This window comes from Halomonas sp. THAF5a (genome assembly GCF_009363755.1).
In the GTDB taxonomy this organism is placed as follows: domain Bacteria; phylum Pseudomonadota; class Gammaproteobacteria; order Pseudomonadales; family Halomonadaceae; genus Halomonas.
In genome coordinates this window covers 1,145,425-1,162,048 of the sequence record NZ_CP045417.1, presented here as the reverse complement: position 1 = coordinate 1,162,048, position 16,624 = coordinate 1,145,425, and the positions used below count along the sequence as shown (strand labels likewise).

Annotated in this window: 5 protein-coding genes; all 5 read right to left on the bottom strand. The window is 54.1% G+C overall.

All coding sequences use genetic code 11. The features are described 5' to 3' along the window. Positions 1-83: 83 nt before the first annotated feature. The 5 genes from FIU83_RS05195 to FIU83_RS05175 are packed head-to-tail and all read right to left on the bottom strand — an operon-like array spanning position 84 to position 16,379. Positions 84-4,595 (bottom strand): hypothetical protein, encoded by a 4,512-nt coding sequence (locus FIU83_RS05195; protein ID WP_152483072.1) that lies wholly within the window; start codon positions 4,593-4,595, stop codon positions 84-86. Continuing rightward, complete coding sequence (locus FIU83_RS05190; RefSeq protein WP_152483071.1) at positions 4,579-5,430, bottom strand: DUF4007 family protein; 852 nt, start codon at positions 5,428-5,430, stop codon at positions 4,579-4,581. Before FIU83_RS05190 ends, FIU83_RS05195 begins: the two co-directional genes overlap by 17 nt. Continuing rightward, complete coding sequence (locus tag FIU83_RS05185; protein ID WP_152483070.1) at positions 5,427-10,775, bottom strand: ATP-binding protein; 5,349 nt, start codon at positions 10,773-10,775, stop codon at positions 5,427-5,429. The genes FIU83_RS05190 and FIU83_RS05185 overlap by 4 nt, the downstream gene beginning before the upstream one ends. A gap of 10 nt (positions 10,776-10,785) precedes the next feature. Beyond that, the gene (locus FIU83_RS05180; RefSeq protein WP_152483069.1) at positions 10,786-12,357 is read right to left on the bottom strand and encodes a hypothetical protein; all 1,572 of its coding nucleotides are present in this window, start codon (positions 12,355-12,357) and stop codon (positions 10,786-10,788) included. Next, the gene (locus FIU83_RS05175) at positions 12,354-16,379 is read right to left on the bottom strand and encodes a protein kinase (RefSeq protein ID WP_152483068.1); all 4,026 of its coding nucleotides are present in this window, start codon (positions 16,377-16,379) and stop codon (positions 12,354-12,356) included. Before FIU83_RS05175 ends, FIU83_RS05180 begins: the two co-directional genes overlap by 4 nt. Between the last annotated feature and the right edge of the window lie 245 nt (positions 16,380-16,624).

Sequence of the window (16,624 nt, the reverse complement as noted above, 5' to 3'; positions counted from 1 at the left end):
AATGGTGCTCTATGAAATTAGGAGCTTAGAGACTAACTTTGCGTAATATTTAATCCTGTTGATACAACTTATGAAAAACAACATTACTTATGTTTTTCGGTCATATCTGAAATCGCCTCAGCAACTTTCTGTAACACCTCAGGCTTAAGCGTTCTGATACGTGCTAAAATATCTGATATGTCTAACTCATCGAGTCGACGCTCAATCACCATAATTAACCGCTCAGCCCAAATAGCCTCAGAGTCGTTAAGAAAGACTGGTGGCTCTCTAAGTTTTCGCAGAAGGCGTTCACACTCCGAACCTGATAATTGATCACATTGCTCGTTAACCACGATGAACTGTTCCAGCCAGCGCTGAGCCTGGGCGCGCTCCTGTTGTTCTTGCAGCTCGCAGATACGTTCCTGCAATGCATGGCAGGCACTCTCTAGTGAGTTTTTGACTGAGTGCGAAAGATACAGCGGTGGTTCCCGCTTAAGTGCTAGTAGCTTCTGATGGCATTGATCGAGCGACAGTACTCTAATATCCGCGATATGAGGCAGGAAACTTTTTTCCCAAAGCGAAGACTGCTCATACAGGGCAGCAACATGACGCTCACGAAAACGTTTATACACCTCGCGAAACGGCCATAATGGCTCAACTTCTTCGTCTTCACACCAGCGATCAAGCTCAACACATCGCGCCTCTATCGCCTCGGAGAGTTGTCTATCCACTTCTTCAGGACTACCTTCTACCTCACTCCACGTTTCTAAATCGAAGCAGATCTTTTCAAGCTGCCGGCGAGCATCCTCGATATCGCTGAAGTCCCGCTGACCCGCAAATATCTCCCGGGCCTGGCTCACTTTTGCTTGTAATGCATGAACTGAGTCGAGAGAGTCGATCGACGCCTCATATAGCTCTTGCAGCTGAAGTCGATGCTCCGATATCACTTCATTCGCTTCGCCCCGCCGGAGCTGTAACTGCCTGTTTACATGATCAAGCTCTGCGTCCTTTACCAGTTTTTTAGCTTGCTCCAAAGCACTGGTAAATCGATCCAACTGGGCCTTAACGGCCTCGAGCTCGGCGATCGTTTTCACTGATGATACTGTCGTTACACTGGCAAACTGCCGTGCCTCTAATAGAGTGCTCTGGAATTTGAACCTTTCCTCGACAGTGGCGATGGAGTGACTCTTCTGCCGCACGACGAACTCGGCGAAAGACTCAAGTTCAAGCTTCTTGAAGGTCACCGCAGCCTTTTCCATTTTTCGCCTATACTCAACCACCTCTTGAGGAGAACGACAATGGGCACGCTCTATCCAACTCGATGCCTCCTGCGCCACCCATTCACGCACTATCGAGAACAGACGCTCAACCTCCTCTATCTCGCGTGACTCCCATTCTCCGCTCGTGACTTCGTCATGGAGAGCGATGAGGCGATCACAGAAGGCCAGAGCCGACAGTGAACTAGCACTATCAAGCTGCTTCTCAAGCTCCCGTTGCAGTTGCTCGAACTTACGCTCAAAAATCAATAATGCCTCATGTGAGCGCCGTGCCTCATCAACTAAACGCTCGTATTGATAGAGGTACTCCTCAGGCACAACACCTTCCTCTTCAAGGAGTTTAGCCTGCCTGCGGTACTCAATGCGTTCACTGTGGCGCGTGGCATTTCGCCAATCCTCAAAGAGGTTCTGCCAGCGCGCCTGATCATCCTCAGCGATGAATCCTATGGTGGTGCGCGCAAGCACTTTGCTATCTAGATCCGAAGCCTTGAAGGCCTCGTTTATCCATGACGCGTTTTGACGTACTTCACCATCAATCAATAGACGCCGCCTCGGCCTACGGCGTGCCATGAAGAGTCCTAAAAGCAAGGCAGAAGAGGCGACGTTACATCCAAAAGGAGCAGATAGTAAATCTCTACGTGTATGCTCGAGTGAACGACGGGGAAAATCTAGGTGCCATTGGTCCATAACCTCGAGTAACGCTGCGATACGTTCATTACCAGGTTGCGTTGCAATATTCCCATCGCGGTCAATGACACCCCACGAGTGAACAAAGAGCTGGCTCGCACGGTTCCGCAACCGCACCACACGGGACTGTATCCACTCGGCATCGACCTCGCCACTTACAAGCGCGCGGACAATCTCTAAACAATCCTTTTTGGCGGTGGTGCCCGCACCTGTTCCGGTGGCGAATCCGTCGAACGGAAACGGCACGACCTTAGGATAAACTCGCGCAAAGATTTCTCGCCCCACTTGCGAAAGACGTCGTCCGGCAGGGACATCATCAAAGCCAGCAACCCAATGAAGCCTTTCAACCAAGGCATGTGCTGCTGCATTTTGAGCAAGACTCACTACACGATCGGATTCAGCAGCTACAAAACGACGATAGCGTTCCTTCTCCTGGTCTGTCAGACCACGCTCGAGCACCCACCAGCGCTTCAGGCTCTCGGCAAGACGACCATCAGAATCATGCAGCAAAACAACCCAGATTGGTGCTCGCGCCACATCACGCTTAATAAGTTCAGCGCTGAACGCCTGTTGCGCAGCCTTACCGATGAGTTCAGGCTGTTCATCGCCCTCAACATAAACATAGATAATTCTGCCCTTGGCCTCGTTGACATCAGAAGCTTGCCTCCAGTCTCTAAAAGCTAGGGAAATGCTATCAATTGCCGTTGACGAGGCTGCAAACATGGCTTCGAAACGCCAATCCTGAGTAGTGATACGCTGCTCGTTGGCAAAACCCGGATCTACTGCTTGGAGATTACACAGACTACGCGCATAGGTAGTGAACAGAGGTCCGATCGCCTGAGCCGCTGGGTCGGTGCAGCGGCTTCGAAGCAATTTCGAAAACTGCCCACGAGTGGCTGCATCCTGAACAATTTCGTACTGCTCAAAATCTTCATTCCACTCGAGAACCCCCAACTCCTCAGTAAGTCGCTGCAGCGCCTGAGCCAAGCTCTTACTTCGCATTCCAGCGGCCAGTGCTAAAAAACGATCGTAGCCCTCACGCTGTGGCAAGCGAACGCGCAACTTGAGCAACACAGCAGCTGCCGCAAGCACCCGGCGATCGTCGCCTTCGAGCTGTGCGGATCGCTCCTCGAGGATCGCCTGTAGGGTTTCGCCTACAGAACCGCCACGCACCTGTTCGGCGGCAACGAGCTCCGGAAGCATGCCTGTCAGCAGGAGGTCAGCAGCGGAGATCGATGCTGTGCCACCGGCCGACGTCTGCGCGGGCTGATCGGAAATGCGCTCAATCGACTCTTTGACGATGTTGAGGGCTGAACGTGACTGAACGACGTCTTGTTGACGAGTTATAAACCAAACTGCGAGTGGGTCCATAGGCCAACATCCGGCGCAGATCACCTGCCGGAACTGCTCAAGGTCGCCCCACACTGGGAGACGCTCGGCCTCCGGCAAGGCCTGCCGGAGTAGGTGGTGCATAACTGAGATCTCATCGCTTGCAGAAACTTCCCGCTCCACAAAGCTCGGTTCACGTTTCTCGATTAGATGGGCGAAAAGGGTCTCAAGGTTGGTCGATAGATACGACTTTTCGGCCGCCTCAAACCGCGTTATGTAGCGTTGTAAATGCATCAATTCACGGCGATCAAGTCGACTGATGTAGGCTTTCAGATCGTACTGAATAAAGCCGAGAAAACGCGCACGACCGGCGCTGTCCTGCACCCCCTGGAAAAGCTGCTGTAGCGCCGAGTCACCTGCAAGGTGTGGGTGTTCGGCCGCATACTCAAGGAAACGACCAAACTCATCGAAAAGTATTAATAAGCCACAAAAAGGCCCTTCACTACCACAGTAGACTGTCGTCACAGTCGCAATCAGGTCCTGAATAGACTCGCGACCCTCTACTGGAATATGTGCGCCATTTGCGCGTTCAAAAATAGCATCTACCGCACTATAAATAGCTTCATCGTGCTCTTGCAGTAGCGCGATGACTGCTTCAGCATTATAACCAGGGAGAGCTTCTTCAAAATCCGCACTGCGTATCTCAAAATTACGTGCCACAAAATTCTCGGCAGCCTTAAATCGCGGCGAGAGTTCCTCGATCGATGATAAGTCACAACCAGCTTCACGCAGTTTGCAGATAATGCTTCGGGCAATTTCGGCACCGAGGTTGAAGTTCGCCATGCCATCTAGTGGCACAGTCAACACCGGCTTCTCAAGCACGTTCAACGCTGCTGCCATTCGGTTGCCTACTTCCGAATCAGCGGCAGATACATTCTGAAGGACCCGTGCGGCCAACTTCCCGCTAGGCGCAATCAACAGCTCCGCAAGCGTGACGGCTAGATGCGATTTGCCGGAACCATAGCCAGCAATCGCAAGCGAGAAGGGATTACCCTGCTGTTGCTCCCCCTTGGCAAACGCTCCGACCAGATCGGAACTGAAGCTAGCGGTATCCCGCAATACATAGCCGTCGCTATCGTCCTCTCGCCGAGTCGCGTGATAGCGGGGTCCATGGAAAACAAAATTAGATGCCGCTTTCAGCGCACGCTCGGGATCTTCATCAACCCAGCGAAGCTGAACCGCACCTTCGAAGAACAAATCACTTCGAAAACTTACCACATCACCGACAACACACTGAGTTGCCGTATTAGACGAGCCGGTCATACATCACCTGTAGCACGTGAGCAGTGGAAGCAAATCTTGTGAGAATGGGCGCTCCGGTCTGTCGATCTACTCGAACAAAACCTGCGCTCTCCAGTTCGATTAGGAACTGTGTCTGCTCTTCTTGCCCCCACCCAGTAGCAGTAATCAGGCCTGAGCTTTCCTCAAGTTCCCTGAGTGCCACCTGCGTGTCGTTAGCCATTGCCGCGTCCCATGCCATGAACAGAAGCGCTGCGACCGTGTCGTGAAACGCTGGTTGTAACGGCACCTTGCGAAGCAATACTTGGTTGTCTTCCTCAACAATGGCGGAGGCCTTAGCTAGAGCAGCAGGGTCGGTGTAAGTACGCAGCAAGGGGCCAACAGCATCTCGACTCCAGCCGAAGCGGTTATTCAAGAAGTCTACAAACTGGTCCTCTCGAAAACGACGACCAAGTACAAAAGCTGCGTCCACAAATACCGCATACCAAGCCTCGGCTCCGCCATTACGTCTACACAGCAACAAATGCAGCGCCCACTGAGTGGTTTCCTCAAGCAGGTGCGGATCCTCGTGTAGCACAGTCTTTGCAAACGGTGTCAAGCTGATTGTTATCTCCTTGCTGCCGCGGCGAGCTTCAACATCGAGCAGTCCCATGCCCTGCGCATACTGTATCAGCGGCTTGACCTTGCCGGTACTCTTTCCAGTGGGAATGCCGGTCGCTTCCGAGATCGCCATGACTGATGTGAGCATGCTCCCGCTCATGCTCTGCACATAGGTGAGCAAAGCGTTGAGATACTGCCGCTCGGGCTGAAACGTCATATGAAAGCTTAGTGGCAGCCGAGAGGGCTTCAGTGAGGTCATGAGCCTGCCCCAACACGCTCAGATAGTGGACTAATCGCAACTCGTCTAATTTGGCTACGCAGGCTGCCATCAGAGCGTTGTTCGAGGCCTACCGACAGGCATTCACCTTTCTTTAAGGAAGATAAGAGTCGAGACCAGTCATCTATCGATGAGCCAGGCTCGAGATCCTTAAGGATACTAGCGAAACTTCGCAGCTCTGTTGCGGCAGGAGCGAAAAAAAGCATATGTGCTGCTTGAAATAGCCGGTCACGCTCATCACTGCGAAAATTACTTAATGTCTGGGTCGCAAGAATCATTGACGCCCCGAACTTACGACCCTCTCGAAGGTATTTCTCGAGCGGTGACCCGCTGCTGTGATCAAGATTCTGCACTTCGTCAAGCACCACCGGACGCGGATTTTGTTTGCTCCCTGTTCGGCGCAGAAAATCCCACAGATCCCAAAGAACAAACTCGATAATGAGTCGCTGCACCTCTGCAGGTATGTGGGCAAGCTGCAATATATTGACGCGACTGCCTTCGCCGTCGAAAAGAGGACCCCACGCCTCCTCTACGGCGCTCGTGAACGGATCGGTGCGCGCTAGCGGCATGATCTTGTTAGCAAGCAGATCCTCGCCTTCATCGCGAAGCTGATCATATAGAGCTTGCAGTGAATACCCGCCGAAACTCACGCCCTGCTCGATCATATCGACCAGAGTCGCCCGTTGCTGCTCTCCGAGCGAGGAATAAACCACGGTGAAGATACTCGCCACCCGTTTAGCCACATCGAACGGCGTATCTAGAATCGGCCCGATGCCCTCAATTTCGTCGCTTTGTGGACGGAATGGATCGAGCGGAAGTTTTTGCCCCGCCCGCAGGACGAAGCTATTGGGCACAGCTGTCTCGCGCAGCTCCGCCTCGAGCTGCTTGGGCAAGAAACCGTCAGTGTAGTCGATCACCAGTGAGGCTTGCCCTGCCTTTGCCATTTCGAGTAGGAGAGCCTGTATCGCATAAGTCTTACCTGCTCCAGACCCACCGAAGACAAGCAAATGACGGTTCGGCAACTGTGGATGGCCGAACTCCCAATATACCGGCACACCTAAATCACCATGACTGTTTATCTCGGTGCCCAGTAGAATTCGCTCTAGAACCCCAGACGCCTTGACCTGTTGGCTCAGATGAGGCGCAGGCGGAGCGGCACTCTCATTCCCGATACTGCTGATCTCGGCAGCATCTTGCAACTCAGGCTGAGTGTTACTCTCCTGCCTGATGCTGTTGATCTCGGCAGCGTCTTGCAACTCAAGCTCCACCGGCGAGGTCTGCAAAATCCCCGCCGGCTCTTTTTGTTGCACCGCATCGCGCTTCGTGGAGACAACGCTTGGTGCCGATGGAGCATCATGTGCCGAGCCTTCAGCGGCGCCGGGCAAGGTGATACTGGCCGCACGGGTGGGACGGATCTGCGCGAGTAAATCCTGCTGAGAGTTCTTGAGAGCGGCGAGCGTAGTACTTTGACCTACCGAAGCATGATAAACCTCGAGCGGTGTGTCGCTCGCACCCGGAAGAAGGCCTACAGAGCGAGCATGACGAAGCTTAGGTTCCTCATCATCATCAGTCCAAAAGGTAGCGCCGACAGCCCGCCAATGTATATCAAAGGACCCTTCGGCTAGCTGCTCAAGCCCTTGATCCACATCGTGTTCTTGAGTCGGCGATATCGTACGCACATTACGAACTACGAGGGCGCGGTGAAGCTGAGCCCACCAGTATCGGCGGTCGAAGTCACTCGCCCTCTCGGTCACGCTGTTGGGAAGGAACAGCGACCCCAGGTGCAAGAGTCCCGACGCAGCCTGTGTCACAGCCTCCTCGACATGGGCGGGAGAACGTTTTCCAACTTTACACTCAACAATAGTAGCATCAATGGCAAAGCGCTCGCCGTTTAGCCGTGCCTCGAGCAACAAGAGGTCGGGCACGTATCCGTGCTCGGCCCCGGCGAACCAATGCGGAAATGAGTCTAACGGAATCGCTGCGCACAAAGTGGCGCGGGATGGACCGAGATAGAGATGATTGGCGATGGCATAGCCAATGACATCACGCATCACACCCTCATTGCCGAGCGCCCTGACCAGTGACAATCCGGTAATCGCCTGAGCCTCTTCGACCAAGTGCTGTGCCGCCACCTGACAGTCTTCAGCTGTCCATTCGCGATAAATTTGGCCGAGCTGCCTCGCCGTGCCCTGCAGTAACTCACCGACCGTGCTGCTCTCAGTTGAAAGAGTGAGGTTGAACTCGCCGTAGGCTCCCACGCCTGAGGTAAAGCCGACTAGTTTGCGATGAGCAGCTGTTTCGCTATTTGCATCCAAGATAAGCGCCTTATCGACAAAGCGGTCGACGCAAGCTACCCAACGAGCGCGCTTATGAATGCAACGAGTCATTTGACGCTCAGCCTCGCCGTACTCTACCTGATTGAAAATCAAGTGATTCTTACCAGGATGGTCGGGGTTCTTTAGCCTCGCAGTAACCTCGGCGTGCCGGGCGGCGAGTTGGAAACGACGGTTGCTAACCAAGCCTTGGCGCAAATGCGGATCGGTCGGTCGCGCCGGTCTAGGATGTTCGCATACCGGAAACTTGCCAATATTACCCGGACGCCAATCATGCTCGAAAGGAGAGGCTGGAACGATGCTATCGCCACCAGTCTGATCATTAAGAAAATCGAATAAGAAACCGATATCATGTTGTTTATCCACTGCATTGAGCAACGAGAGCACTTCCTTGCGGCTGCGGGCCGGGCGGTAAGCCAAGGTAAGTTGGCAAGGGCGCTGCTTCAGGCCGCTTTCCTCACTCCAGCGCTCCTGCCAGCGGCGAAGGATCTCTTGCGCTGCTGTCGCCGAAGGCCCGCGACCGATGACCCAGATGCTGATCATGTACGGCACAGTGAGGGCTTCGTCTTGGCCAGTAAGCTCCTGCTTCAGAAAGGAATCGACACCGGCGATCAGTGGCCGCAAGTCCTCAACATTGGCTGCCAGCAGTGCGAGCCGATCTGCAGCGTAAGGGTGTACCTCCCGATAGTCGACGAGTGTTTGAGTGATCACCCGAGACTCAGGCGAGACACGCATGTGCTCGGAGAGGCTACCGCCGTCATCGTTGTCTGCCGATCGCATCTCTGCCTGCGCTGCTAATGTTGGCGCTACCCCCGGCCGCTCACCGAGCCGATGTAATAAGCCAAAAGAACGCAGGTTAGTAGTCAGCCGCCGTGATGAGTCGAAGACCAGCCCGTAAAGCGGCCGACGCAGCTCAACCAGGCCAAGGAGACGGTCGAAATCAGCCTTGCCAGGGCGTGCCCCCTTCTCCAACAAGCTCCGCGCCACTTGCAGGAAGCCGTCACGAAGAAAAATCTCTCGAGCTTGCACGGTCTCGGCGATTGCTGGTGTAACGCCGGTAGCAAGCACTGCCGGGACATGAGCGCTAGTTGCCGAGGTGCCGGAAGGGACACAGAGAAAGGCCTGATAGAGCCGGCGAAGCAGCTCTTCACCATACGCCTGCTTTTCCTCATCGCGTCTAAGGGCGATATCGACTGCAGCTTGATAACTCTTGATTAGCGATCGCAGCGGCTTATCTAACGTTGCAAAGTACCCGCGCTCTGTAAGCGACTGAATAAAGGCGCGATAGGCTCCCGATAGCTCGGCCAAGGCAGATTCCGCATCACTACCGAGTGCGCCCGGAGGCAGTCCTCCAAGGGCGTCCTGATAATCTGCATTGCTCAGCCCGGAAGCAAACATTCGGTGAGCTTCACCTTCATCAAGTGCAAAGTACAGCTCATCCAAAGTAGATCCTAGGTGCACCACAGGTAAGCGCATGCTCGGTTTGCGCAGCTCCTTGTCTAGAATGCGCGCGCTGGTCAGCCGCACACGTTCCTCGTGATGCGGCGGTAATACCCACAGAAAGGAGCGTTCAACGGAGAGATCACCAGTCTCGGCAATAGCGTGGACTCGAAAGCGCAACCGGCTTTCCTTTAGCCGCTTCGAATTGATTGCGACGTCGCGATCTAAATAGCCAAAGCTACAGATCAGGGGGACTTCAAGGAGCTCCCCTCCTTCGTTCCGATCTGCATTTAGCGGAATCTTAAGATCCTGCAAGAATTTATCTATCCCGCCTACTAGACCACGAAAGACCTCCTCTGCTCCGGCTGGTTCGTCATCCTGATCGTCTTCGGCACCATCAAACTCGAACGATTCTATAGCGATTTCTATTCGCTGCAGTTGTCCGGGCGGCCAGTTCCGTCCACAACCGGCGACAAAATCTTGCAAGCAGGCGAAAATCGCCTGTAAAAACACCTGCAGGCTTGGTCCCTTAAGTGACGTCTGCTGGGGACGCGACTTACGCCTGGTTGTGCGCTTCCGCTCGAGGATCTTAGTAACAACAGAGAAATCAGTCTGAAGCAATCTTTCACTTGCTTGAGCAGTACCTAGTTCGATGAACTCAGTTAGCGTGGTGACAAAGTCATCAACGTCAGCATAATTAACTCCTGCAAGAGTCTCAGGAGCCACTCCTAGGTCGGGTTTCGATAACTCAATGCGTTCTATAGCCTTACTTCGCTCACGCTTGTCGCGGAACATATCGCGATCAAAAATTTTCGCCACTACTGGTAGATGTGGAATTCGTTTGGCTGGATTGGCTGGAGAAAATAGCGGCGGGATACCCCAGTATGGCAAATTCTCAAAGGCGAGATCGAGTATGTCACTGGCGCTATCGCAACTATCACTCTTTTGCAGAAGCACGTCGGAGAGAAACTCCGATAGTGCAACAAGGTTACGCGGCCGCAGCTGAAAAAGTTGCCGCAGAAACTGATCGAAATCCCGCACACCAGCGCCGGTGGGATCAGCTAAGCCCGCTTCCTGAAGAATTTTTGCCACCCAGCCCTGATAGCTCGAACTCATCCGATCGCGGAAGATCGCTTCGTCCGTAAGAGTATAAAAGTCGGCAAGACCACCGCGATCAGTCGCGTGGTCGATGCCGACAAGCACGATCAGTAGCAAGTCATCGCCGGTGGATCGTGTGAGGTTGCGAAAGTGAGTGAGCCGGTCTTCGGTATCAATCCAGCCTCGCTGCTCAAGCCGCTTGACTTCTCCCTGGTCGATAGACGCCTCACGCCAATGGTTATAGAGCCCTTTCGCTACTCGCATCTCATAGCGAACACGCGCGGTCTTACCACCAAAGTAGTCGTTCACTTGGTGAAATATCTGGTACACCGCCCCCGGCGGCATAGATTGAGTGAATACGCGAAGCTCCCCCGAATCTCCGGCTGACCGGGACGCAAGTGTCTCATCGGCTAGTGTGGTAATGTAATCTACGATGGCTTTGGTGAACAGTTTCATATTTTATGCTTTATTTGGAGTTTTCGACGAGCGGAGTCGCATCGGAGAGCGGAATGAGGAACCCTCCCCGTTTAAGCTCATCTTCGAGCCAAGCGGCGCAATCACTTTGTGGTGAGAGTCGAACTCCGTGGTTTAGAGTCACTAATGCCGCCTCAATCTGGCTCGCACCCACTGCAATACCGAAGTGTCGGTATAACCGCCAAAGGAATACGTCGAACCGCACGCGCTCTCCCGGCGAGATTAATGCCAAAACAGCAGTCTCTACCAACGAGCTCGAAAGGGTAAAGCGCATAGGACCATTACGAGGCACAATCAGCCCGATCTGCTTTCCTAAACTTCGAAATAATTTAAAACCGTGATCATCAGGGTTACCTTTCGTTTCCTCTATTGGAACGGTAGAGGACAACTCTGGCACCGCTTCAGAGCGGATTGCCTTGAACAATAGTTCCTCCGTAGCACCTTGCGAGGCGTGCGAGACCTTGCCCAGATCTGTACCTAAACCAGCCTGTGGTGCCACTGTAATCCAAGCATAGCCGCCAGCGAATTTTGTTGCCTGATCATAGACATCCTCGCGCAATAGTCGGACAGATTGGAAGCAGAGACTACGAAGCACATGCAGGCAGCAAAGATCCTGCATAACCCTGACTTGACGTAAAGGATCCTGCTGAGAGGAGGTAATATTGCTCAGCTCCCATGCAAACAACGCAGCCTCTTGCCACGACGCACGTGGCACCCAGCCAAAGCTTTGGCTACTAGCCAGTTCTTGGATTGTCGGGTCCTGTCCCGCAGCCCATTCAACAGCGTTACCAAGCCTAGCTAGGGGATCGTCAATCGCGGCCATAAGGCCATTGAGGCCGGCCTCGACCCGCTCTCCAACCTTCGACCAGGCGTGGGCAATATGATGGTAGTTGTTGTCCTGCAGCCATTTTTCTAGCTTGTCTATTTCCATTACACGCAAGACGTGCCATAGCTGTAAAAACAGCACTTCTCCGCCGCGTGCCATAAAGTTGTGCGAGCCAGTTGTAAAAAACGCCTGTGCTGCTCCCCACGTCTGGACCTTTTCCTTAACGGCTTGGGTATGGCGCCAATCCACCTCTCGCGACAGCAAAAACCGTGAAGCAGGAATAAAGCTATGAGTTGCCCAGGTACGCTGCCCTGCCACGCCAACAAATCCCGAAAACAGCTGCTGTAGCACCGCGACGGCTTTGCGTTTGTCATCGTCATGCTCGGCATCAACCGTTGCCTCGAGATCGGAGATGAGCTGCTTAAAACGCTCGACGTGGGTTGGGTGTCGTGTCTCAAGCTTTGACGACGGAAAAAAGGAGAATAGCTTGAGCGCCAAGCGACTCTCTGGCCAGTACTCTAGCGTTTGCCGCGGTAGCGCATCGAGAAGAGGAAGTCCGCTCGCTTTTACGTCACCGGAAAGCGTCTTCTCCGAGCTAAAGCAGAGTAGAAACTCAGCCAAATATTCCAGCGGGGTTTGGTCCCGATAGAAGCGGCGCCCAAAGGCGCGTACTGCACGATTTGAGTCAGTACTCTTCGTGAGGCCTATGTCGGGAAAGCGGCTATTACTGTCCATCATTGATAAACCAGTCTCTGTCCATCGCTGTTCGCGCTGAACTTATGGGTCATAACCTCACCATCGGCATCGATCTGCAGCACCGTGATGACGTCTTGATGAGCGTGTCCAGTGCCGAGCAACGCGCCACGGAATTGATCAAGGCTAGCGCGGTGGATCGCATCTAGTTCACCGGTAATCTCGCCACGACTGCGACTGACGATGTAGTCTAGTAGCGGCAGAGTGAGCCCCAACCGCGCAGAGTTGTGCACCAACACTGGCAGCGCGCGCTCGCGATCAAAAGTCAACTCGAACTCGTCAACAGGAATTGTCTTCAGGACTATTTGCACGGGCTGAAATAGACTCTCATCCGGGCGGCGCAAGGTGATGAAGAGCCGTTCGAGCGCTGTGCCTGGGACCATGCAACCAATGTATTCCTCCATTAGCACACCAAGGGTCTTCTTGATGAATTTTCGCTTTGCGAGACCCGTGTCGACACTGCCTTGATTAACCCAATCGCCAAGGGTGCGCAGCATTGGCGAGTGTAAGAAGTCATCAATGAGTACGGATTTAAACTCACCATAGGAGCTGCGTGGCTGCCCTAACATGTAGACCAACCTCCGCAGACGACGTCGTGCTTCGCCACCTGCCGGATCGCGGGCTTCTTTCTGCCAGCGCAGAACATTACGCTCGACTCGACTAGGAAGCTCTAAGGCTTCGCCGAGCCTTCCCTCATAAACGAGCTGGTCAAACTTAGGGTTCGAGTTAGCGCCGAAATGCAGATCGGCCATTTGCTTCAGGCAAAAGAGTGCATCGACAGCTTGCTCCGTGAGTGGGCCAACATGACCGAAGAAGCTCTCGCTGAATAGCGATAGTGGACGCTCGCCGGTGGTACTCGTCCGCACGTCCTGACACGATAATCCGCCGGTCAAGCTAAAGCTCAAATGAGCCGTCAGCTGCCGCATTGTCATGCGTCTACCGTAAGCGGTCATCCGCTCATAAACGAAGCGTACACGCTCTTGCGCGACCTGACCCGACTCGCGTAGCAACTCGACGTTAAGTTTGATGGGACAAGTCGGTGCGGCATTGCAAGCAGCGCATTCGTCCCAGATAGGGTGGGCCACAAGCTTGTCTAGGAACTCGACAGCTGTATCAACGTTACTGAGCATACTCAGATTGGCGATATAGACCTTCTTACCACCGCTTTCAGGCAAGCAATTGTTATCACCCAGCTCTCCGTTGTGCAATGGCTGATCGAGCCGATGCAGCACTTTCTGCTCAACCTCCTCCTTCGCCTTCAGTTGTGAGAAATAGTCGCTGAAGGCGCTCAGCAACGGCCCAGTATTACTGACAATCAAGGCGTTTCCGGCACCTGTTATCGCATCACGCAGTTTTTCAAGACGCTCGCTCGCCGGCAGCTCGCTCATATCCTTGACGATCGCCAAAGGGCGGCCATAGAGCTGAACGAGCTCGACCTCGTCTGGCGCCTGTGGCAGCGGTGTGCCAGCAGGCAGGCCTCGTGCACGTTTGAGTAGCTCCACAGCCACGGTCGATTTGCCGTCACCTGCATGCCCCGTGAGCATTACCACTGCGTCTTCTTCACGCGAGAATATGTTTACAATGCTCTTGGTAAGCTTGAGTTCGACGTGCAACTCGCTGAAGTATCTACTTGTGGCCTGCGCCTCTGCGAGCGCATGCCGATTATCGGCCGAGAGGTTATGGATGGTGTTGAGGTACTCAACGAAGACCTGAACGTCGCTCACTCCCATCGCGCTAGCGGGCCGCTCAGGCGCTATCTCTGCGACTGGCACCTTAAGCTCATCGTCGACGGGCGTCTGCTCGGCGACGACTGCTTCGGGTTCGGCCAAGGCCTCGTCTAGTGCCTGGCGCATTACTCGAGCGCTTGTAAAGCGTGCGTCGCTAGGCCCCAAGGCGCACCTTAGCACTGCCGCAACCTGTTCTGACACTGTCGTTTCTACTTCGTTGGCAAATAGCGGCGGCACCGCCTCTGCATTTTCTGGTCGCTGCCCGGTTGCCCACTCGACCAAGGTCATTGCTAAGGCATAGAGATCACCCTGTGGGACGGCCCTATAGCCGTCTTTATTCACCAAGTCCTGAGCCACATATCCAGGAGTGCCACCAATTACGGTGAGGCCGGGCGTGCTCGCCATGCCAAAGTCGATCAGCTTGGCCACGCGTCGATCAAGGTTGAGCACAATATTGCCGGGAGTTACGTCGTTGTGTATCACCTTGCCCGGGCCATCCTCCTCGCCGACCGAGGCCAGTGGTGTATGCAGCGCTTCAAGCGCGGTCAACATCTGCCGTGCGACTTCAGCGAACAAACCGGCGTCAGGGCGGTAATGCTGGGAAATGAGCGTGCGCAGGCTTTCCCCTTCGGCATACTCTTGCGCGATGCACCAATAATGACCGGCCCACTGTGTAAAACTATGGAAACCGGCGATGAAAGGATTTTTTGTGTAGTGAAGGAAGTCACGCTCGGCAAGGCAGCGATCACGCGGAACGTCAGCATGAAAGATCTTCAGTGCGGCGGGAAAACGGTGGCTTTCAGCATAGAAAACCCGACTGGACCCACCATGGCCGAGCTCGCGTAACAGCTCCCAAGTATCGTAAGTATCACCCACTTCCGGCTCTTTAGGCGCCTGCGGCTCAGTAGCCGGCATAGCGGTGCTGGTCTGTTCGCCTAGATACTCCGACAGCTGATGTGCGACAGCTTCGGCTGTGGGTCGCTCGGCCGGCTCCAAACTGCACATGGTTTCGGCCAGGGCACACAGCTCTTCAGCCGATGCCTCGTCCAGATCACCGGCGTCGAGCAGATCTTGAAATAACCGTCCTAAGCTGAATATGTCTGAGGCAAAATCGAATTTTCCGGCGAGAGCTTCCGGCGCGAGGTAGTGCCGTTCAAGCTTGGTCAAGTCATCGCTGATAACCGTGTAATCAGCACCAGCATCGAAAGCTAGATCAAAATCGGTCAGCTCGACGTGATCGTCACGGCCAACAATTACGCTGCGCGGGGTCAGGTTACGGTGTATAAGTGTGGCGTCGGCATGCACGTGGGCCAGCGCGAAGGCTAGATCACGAACCACCCGTACGGTGAACTCGTGGCTCAGGGTCGTGCCGCTCTCAAGCACCTGATCCAACGTCTGAACGTCACCCCAAGGACAGACCTCAACCACAAGGTTACGCTCATTGGGGTGACGATGGGTTGGTCGGATATGCGGGTGAGGCGACAGCCGCTCGAGCGCGTCGAGGCTACGGAACTGTCGGGCTTGCACAGCTGGATCGATACTCGCCGAACCGAATACCCGCAAGCGGTAAAGCATGTCGCCCCGGGACGGATTAGCTTCGGCTAGGTAGCTAACAAAACGCGCCGTGTGCTCGATTTCTTGGCGGATCTTAAAGCCAGAGATCTGATCAGAAAAGTCCTTGCGCCGCAGACCATCAACAAAGCGCTCATCAAGCTTTTTCTTGAGCTTTCCGAAGTCCTGTGGGCTTACCTGCTGGCGCCCGGCAGCAAAATCGCGCTTTATTCGCTCACGCAGATACTTGGCTAGCTCATCGATGCCATCGAAGGTAAGATGATCACCAATTTTGCCCTTGGTCTCGTCAAGCAACTTGATGATGTCAAACGCTGCATGCGCGCCGCTGACGCTCGCATTATCGGCAGTCAGCACGACAATGGACTGCACGAACGGGATTCTTGCTGCCGGAAGCGTTTGCTCCAGCAAACTTTTAAATACTTTCGCTTTTGGCAGGTTGACTTCGTGTGGGTCGCGGATGGCTGTACCGTTGCGCCGCCAAACGTTATGACCAATGTCGATCTCGCCTTGCCAGTGCTTGAGCTCCACCACTGCAGCGAAGCTCTCGGCAATGACCAGCAAGTCACACTCGTGATATACATTTCGGCTATTATCCGGTATATATACGCTTGGGTAAAGTTCAAGACCCTCCCGCTCCGGCACTTTTTGTTCAAGGCGCGCGAAAGCCTTGCGCTCGTGTTCGAATCCGCAATGTTCGTATGATCTCATTCGTCCCTTCTATGCCGGACCTAATCTTTAATCGAGTCTCAATCATCACGGTGCAACACCCGCAGAGACTGACATGTGCTTTAGTTGACTAGTCCTCTAGCGCGTCATAAAGCGCCACCCTCTCTCAAAACTCACTCTAGGCAGCCGAGGTGGCGTAGCTACATACTCAAGCGAACGATGGCAATCCAAGAGCCTGCTGATTGCAGTGCCCCTAGCTGCAGAAGAAAGGTCCTGATAGTAATCTT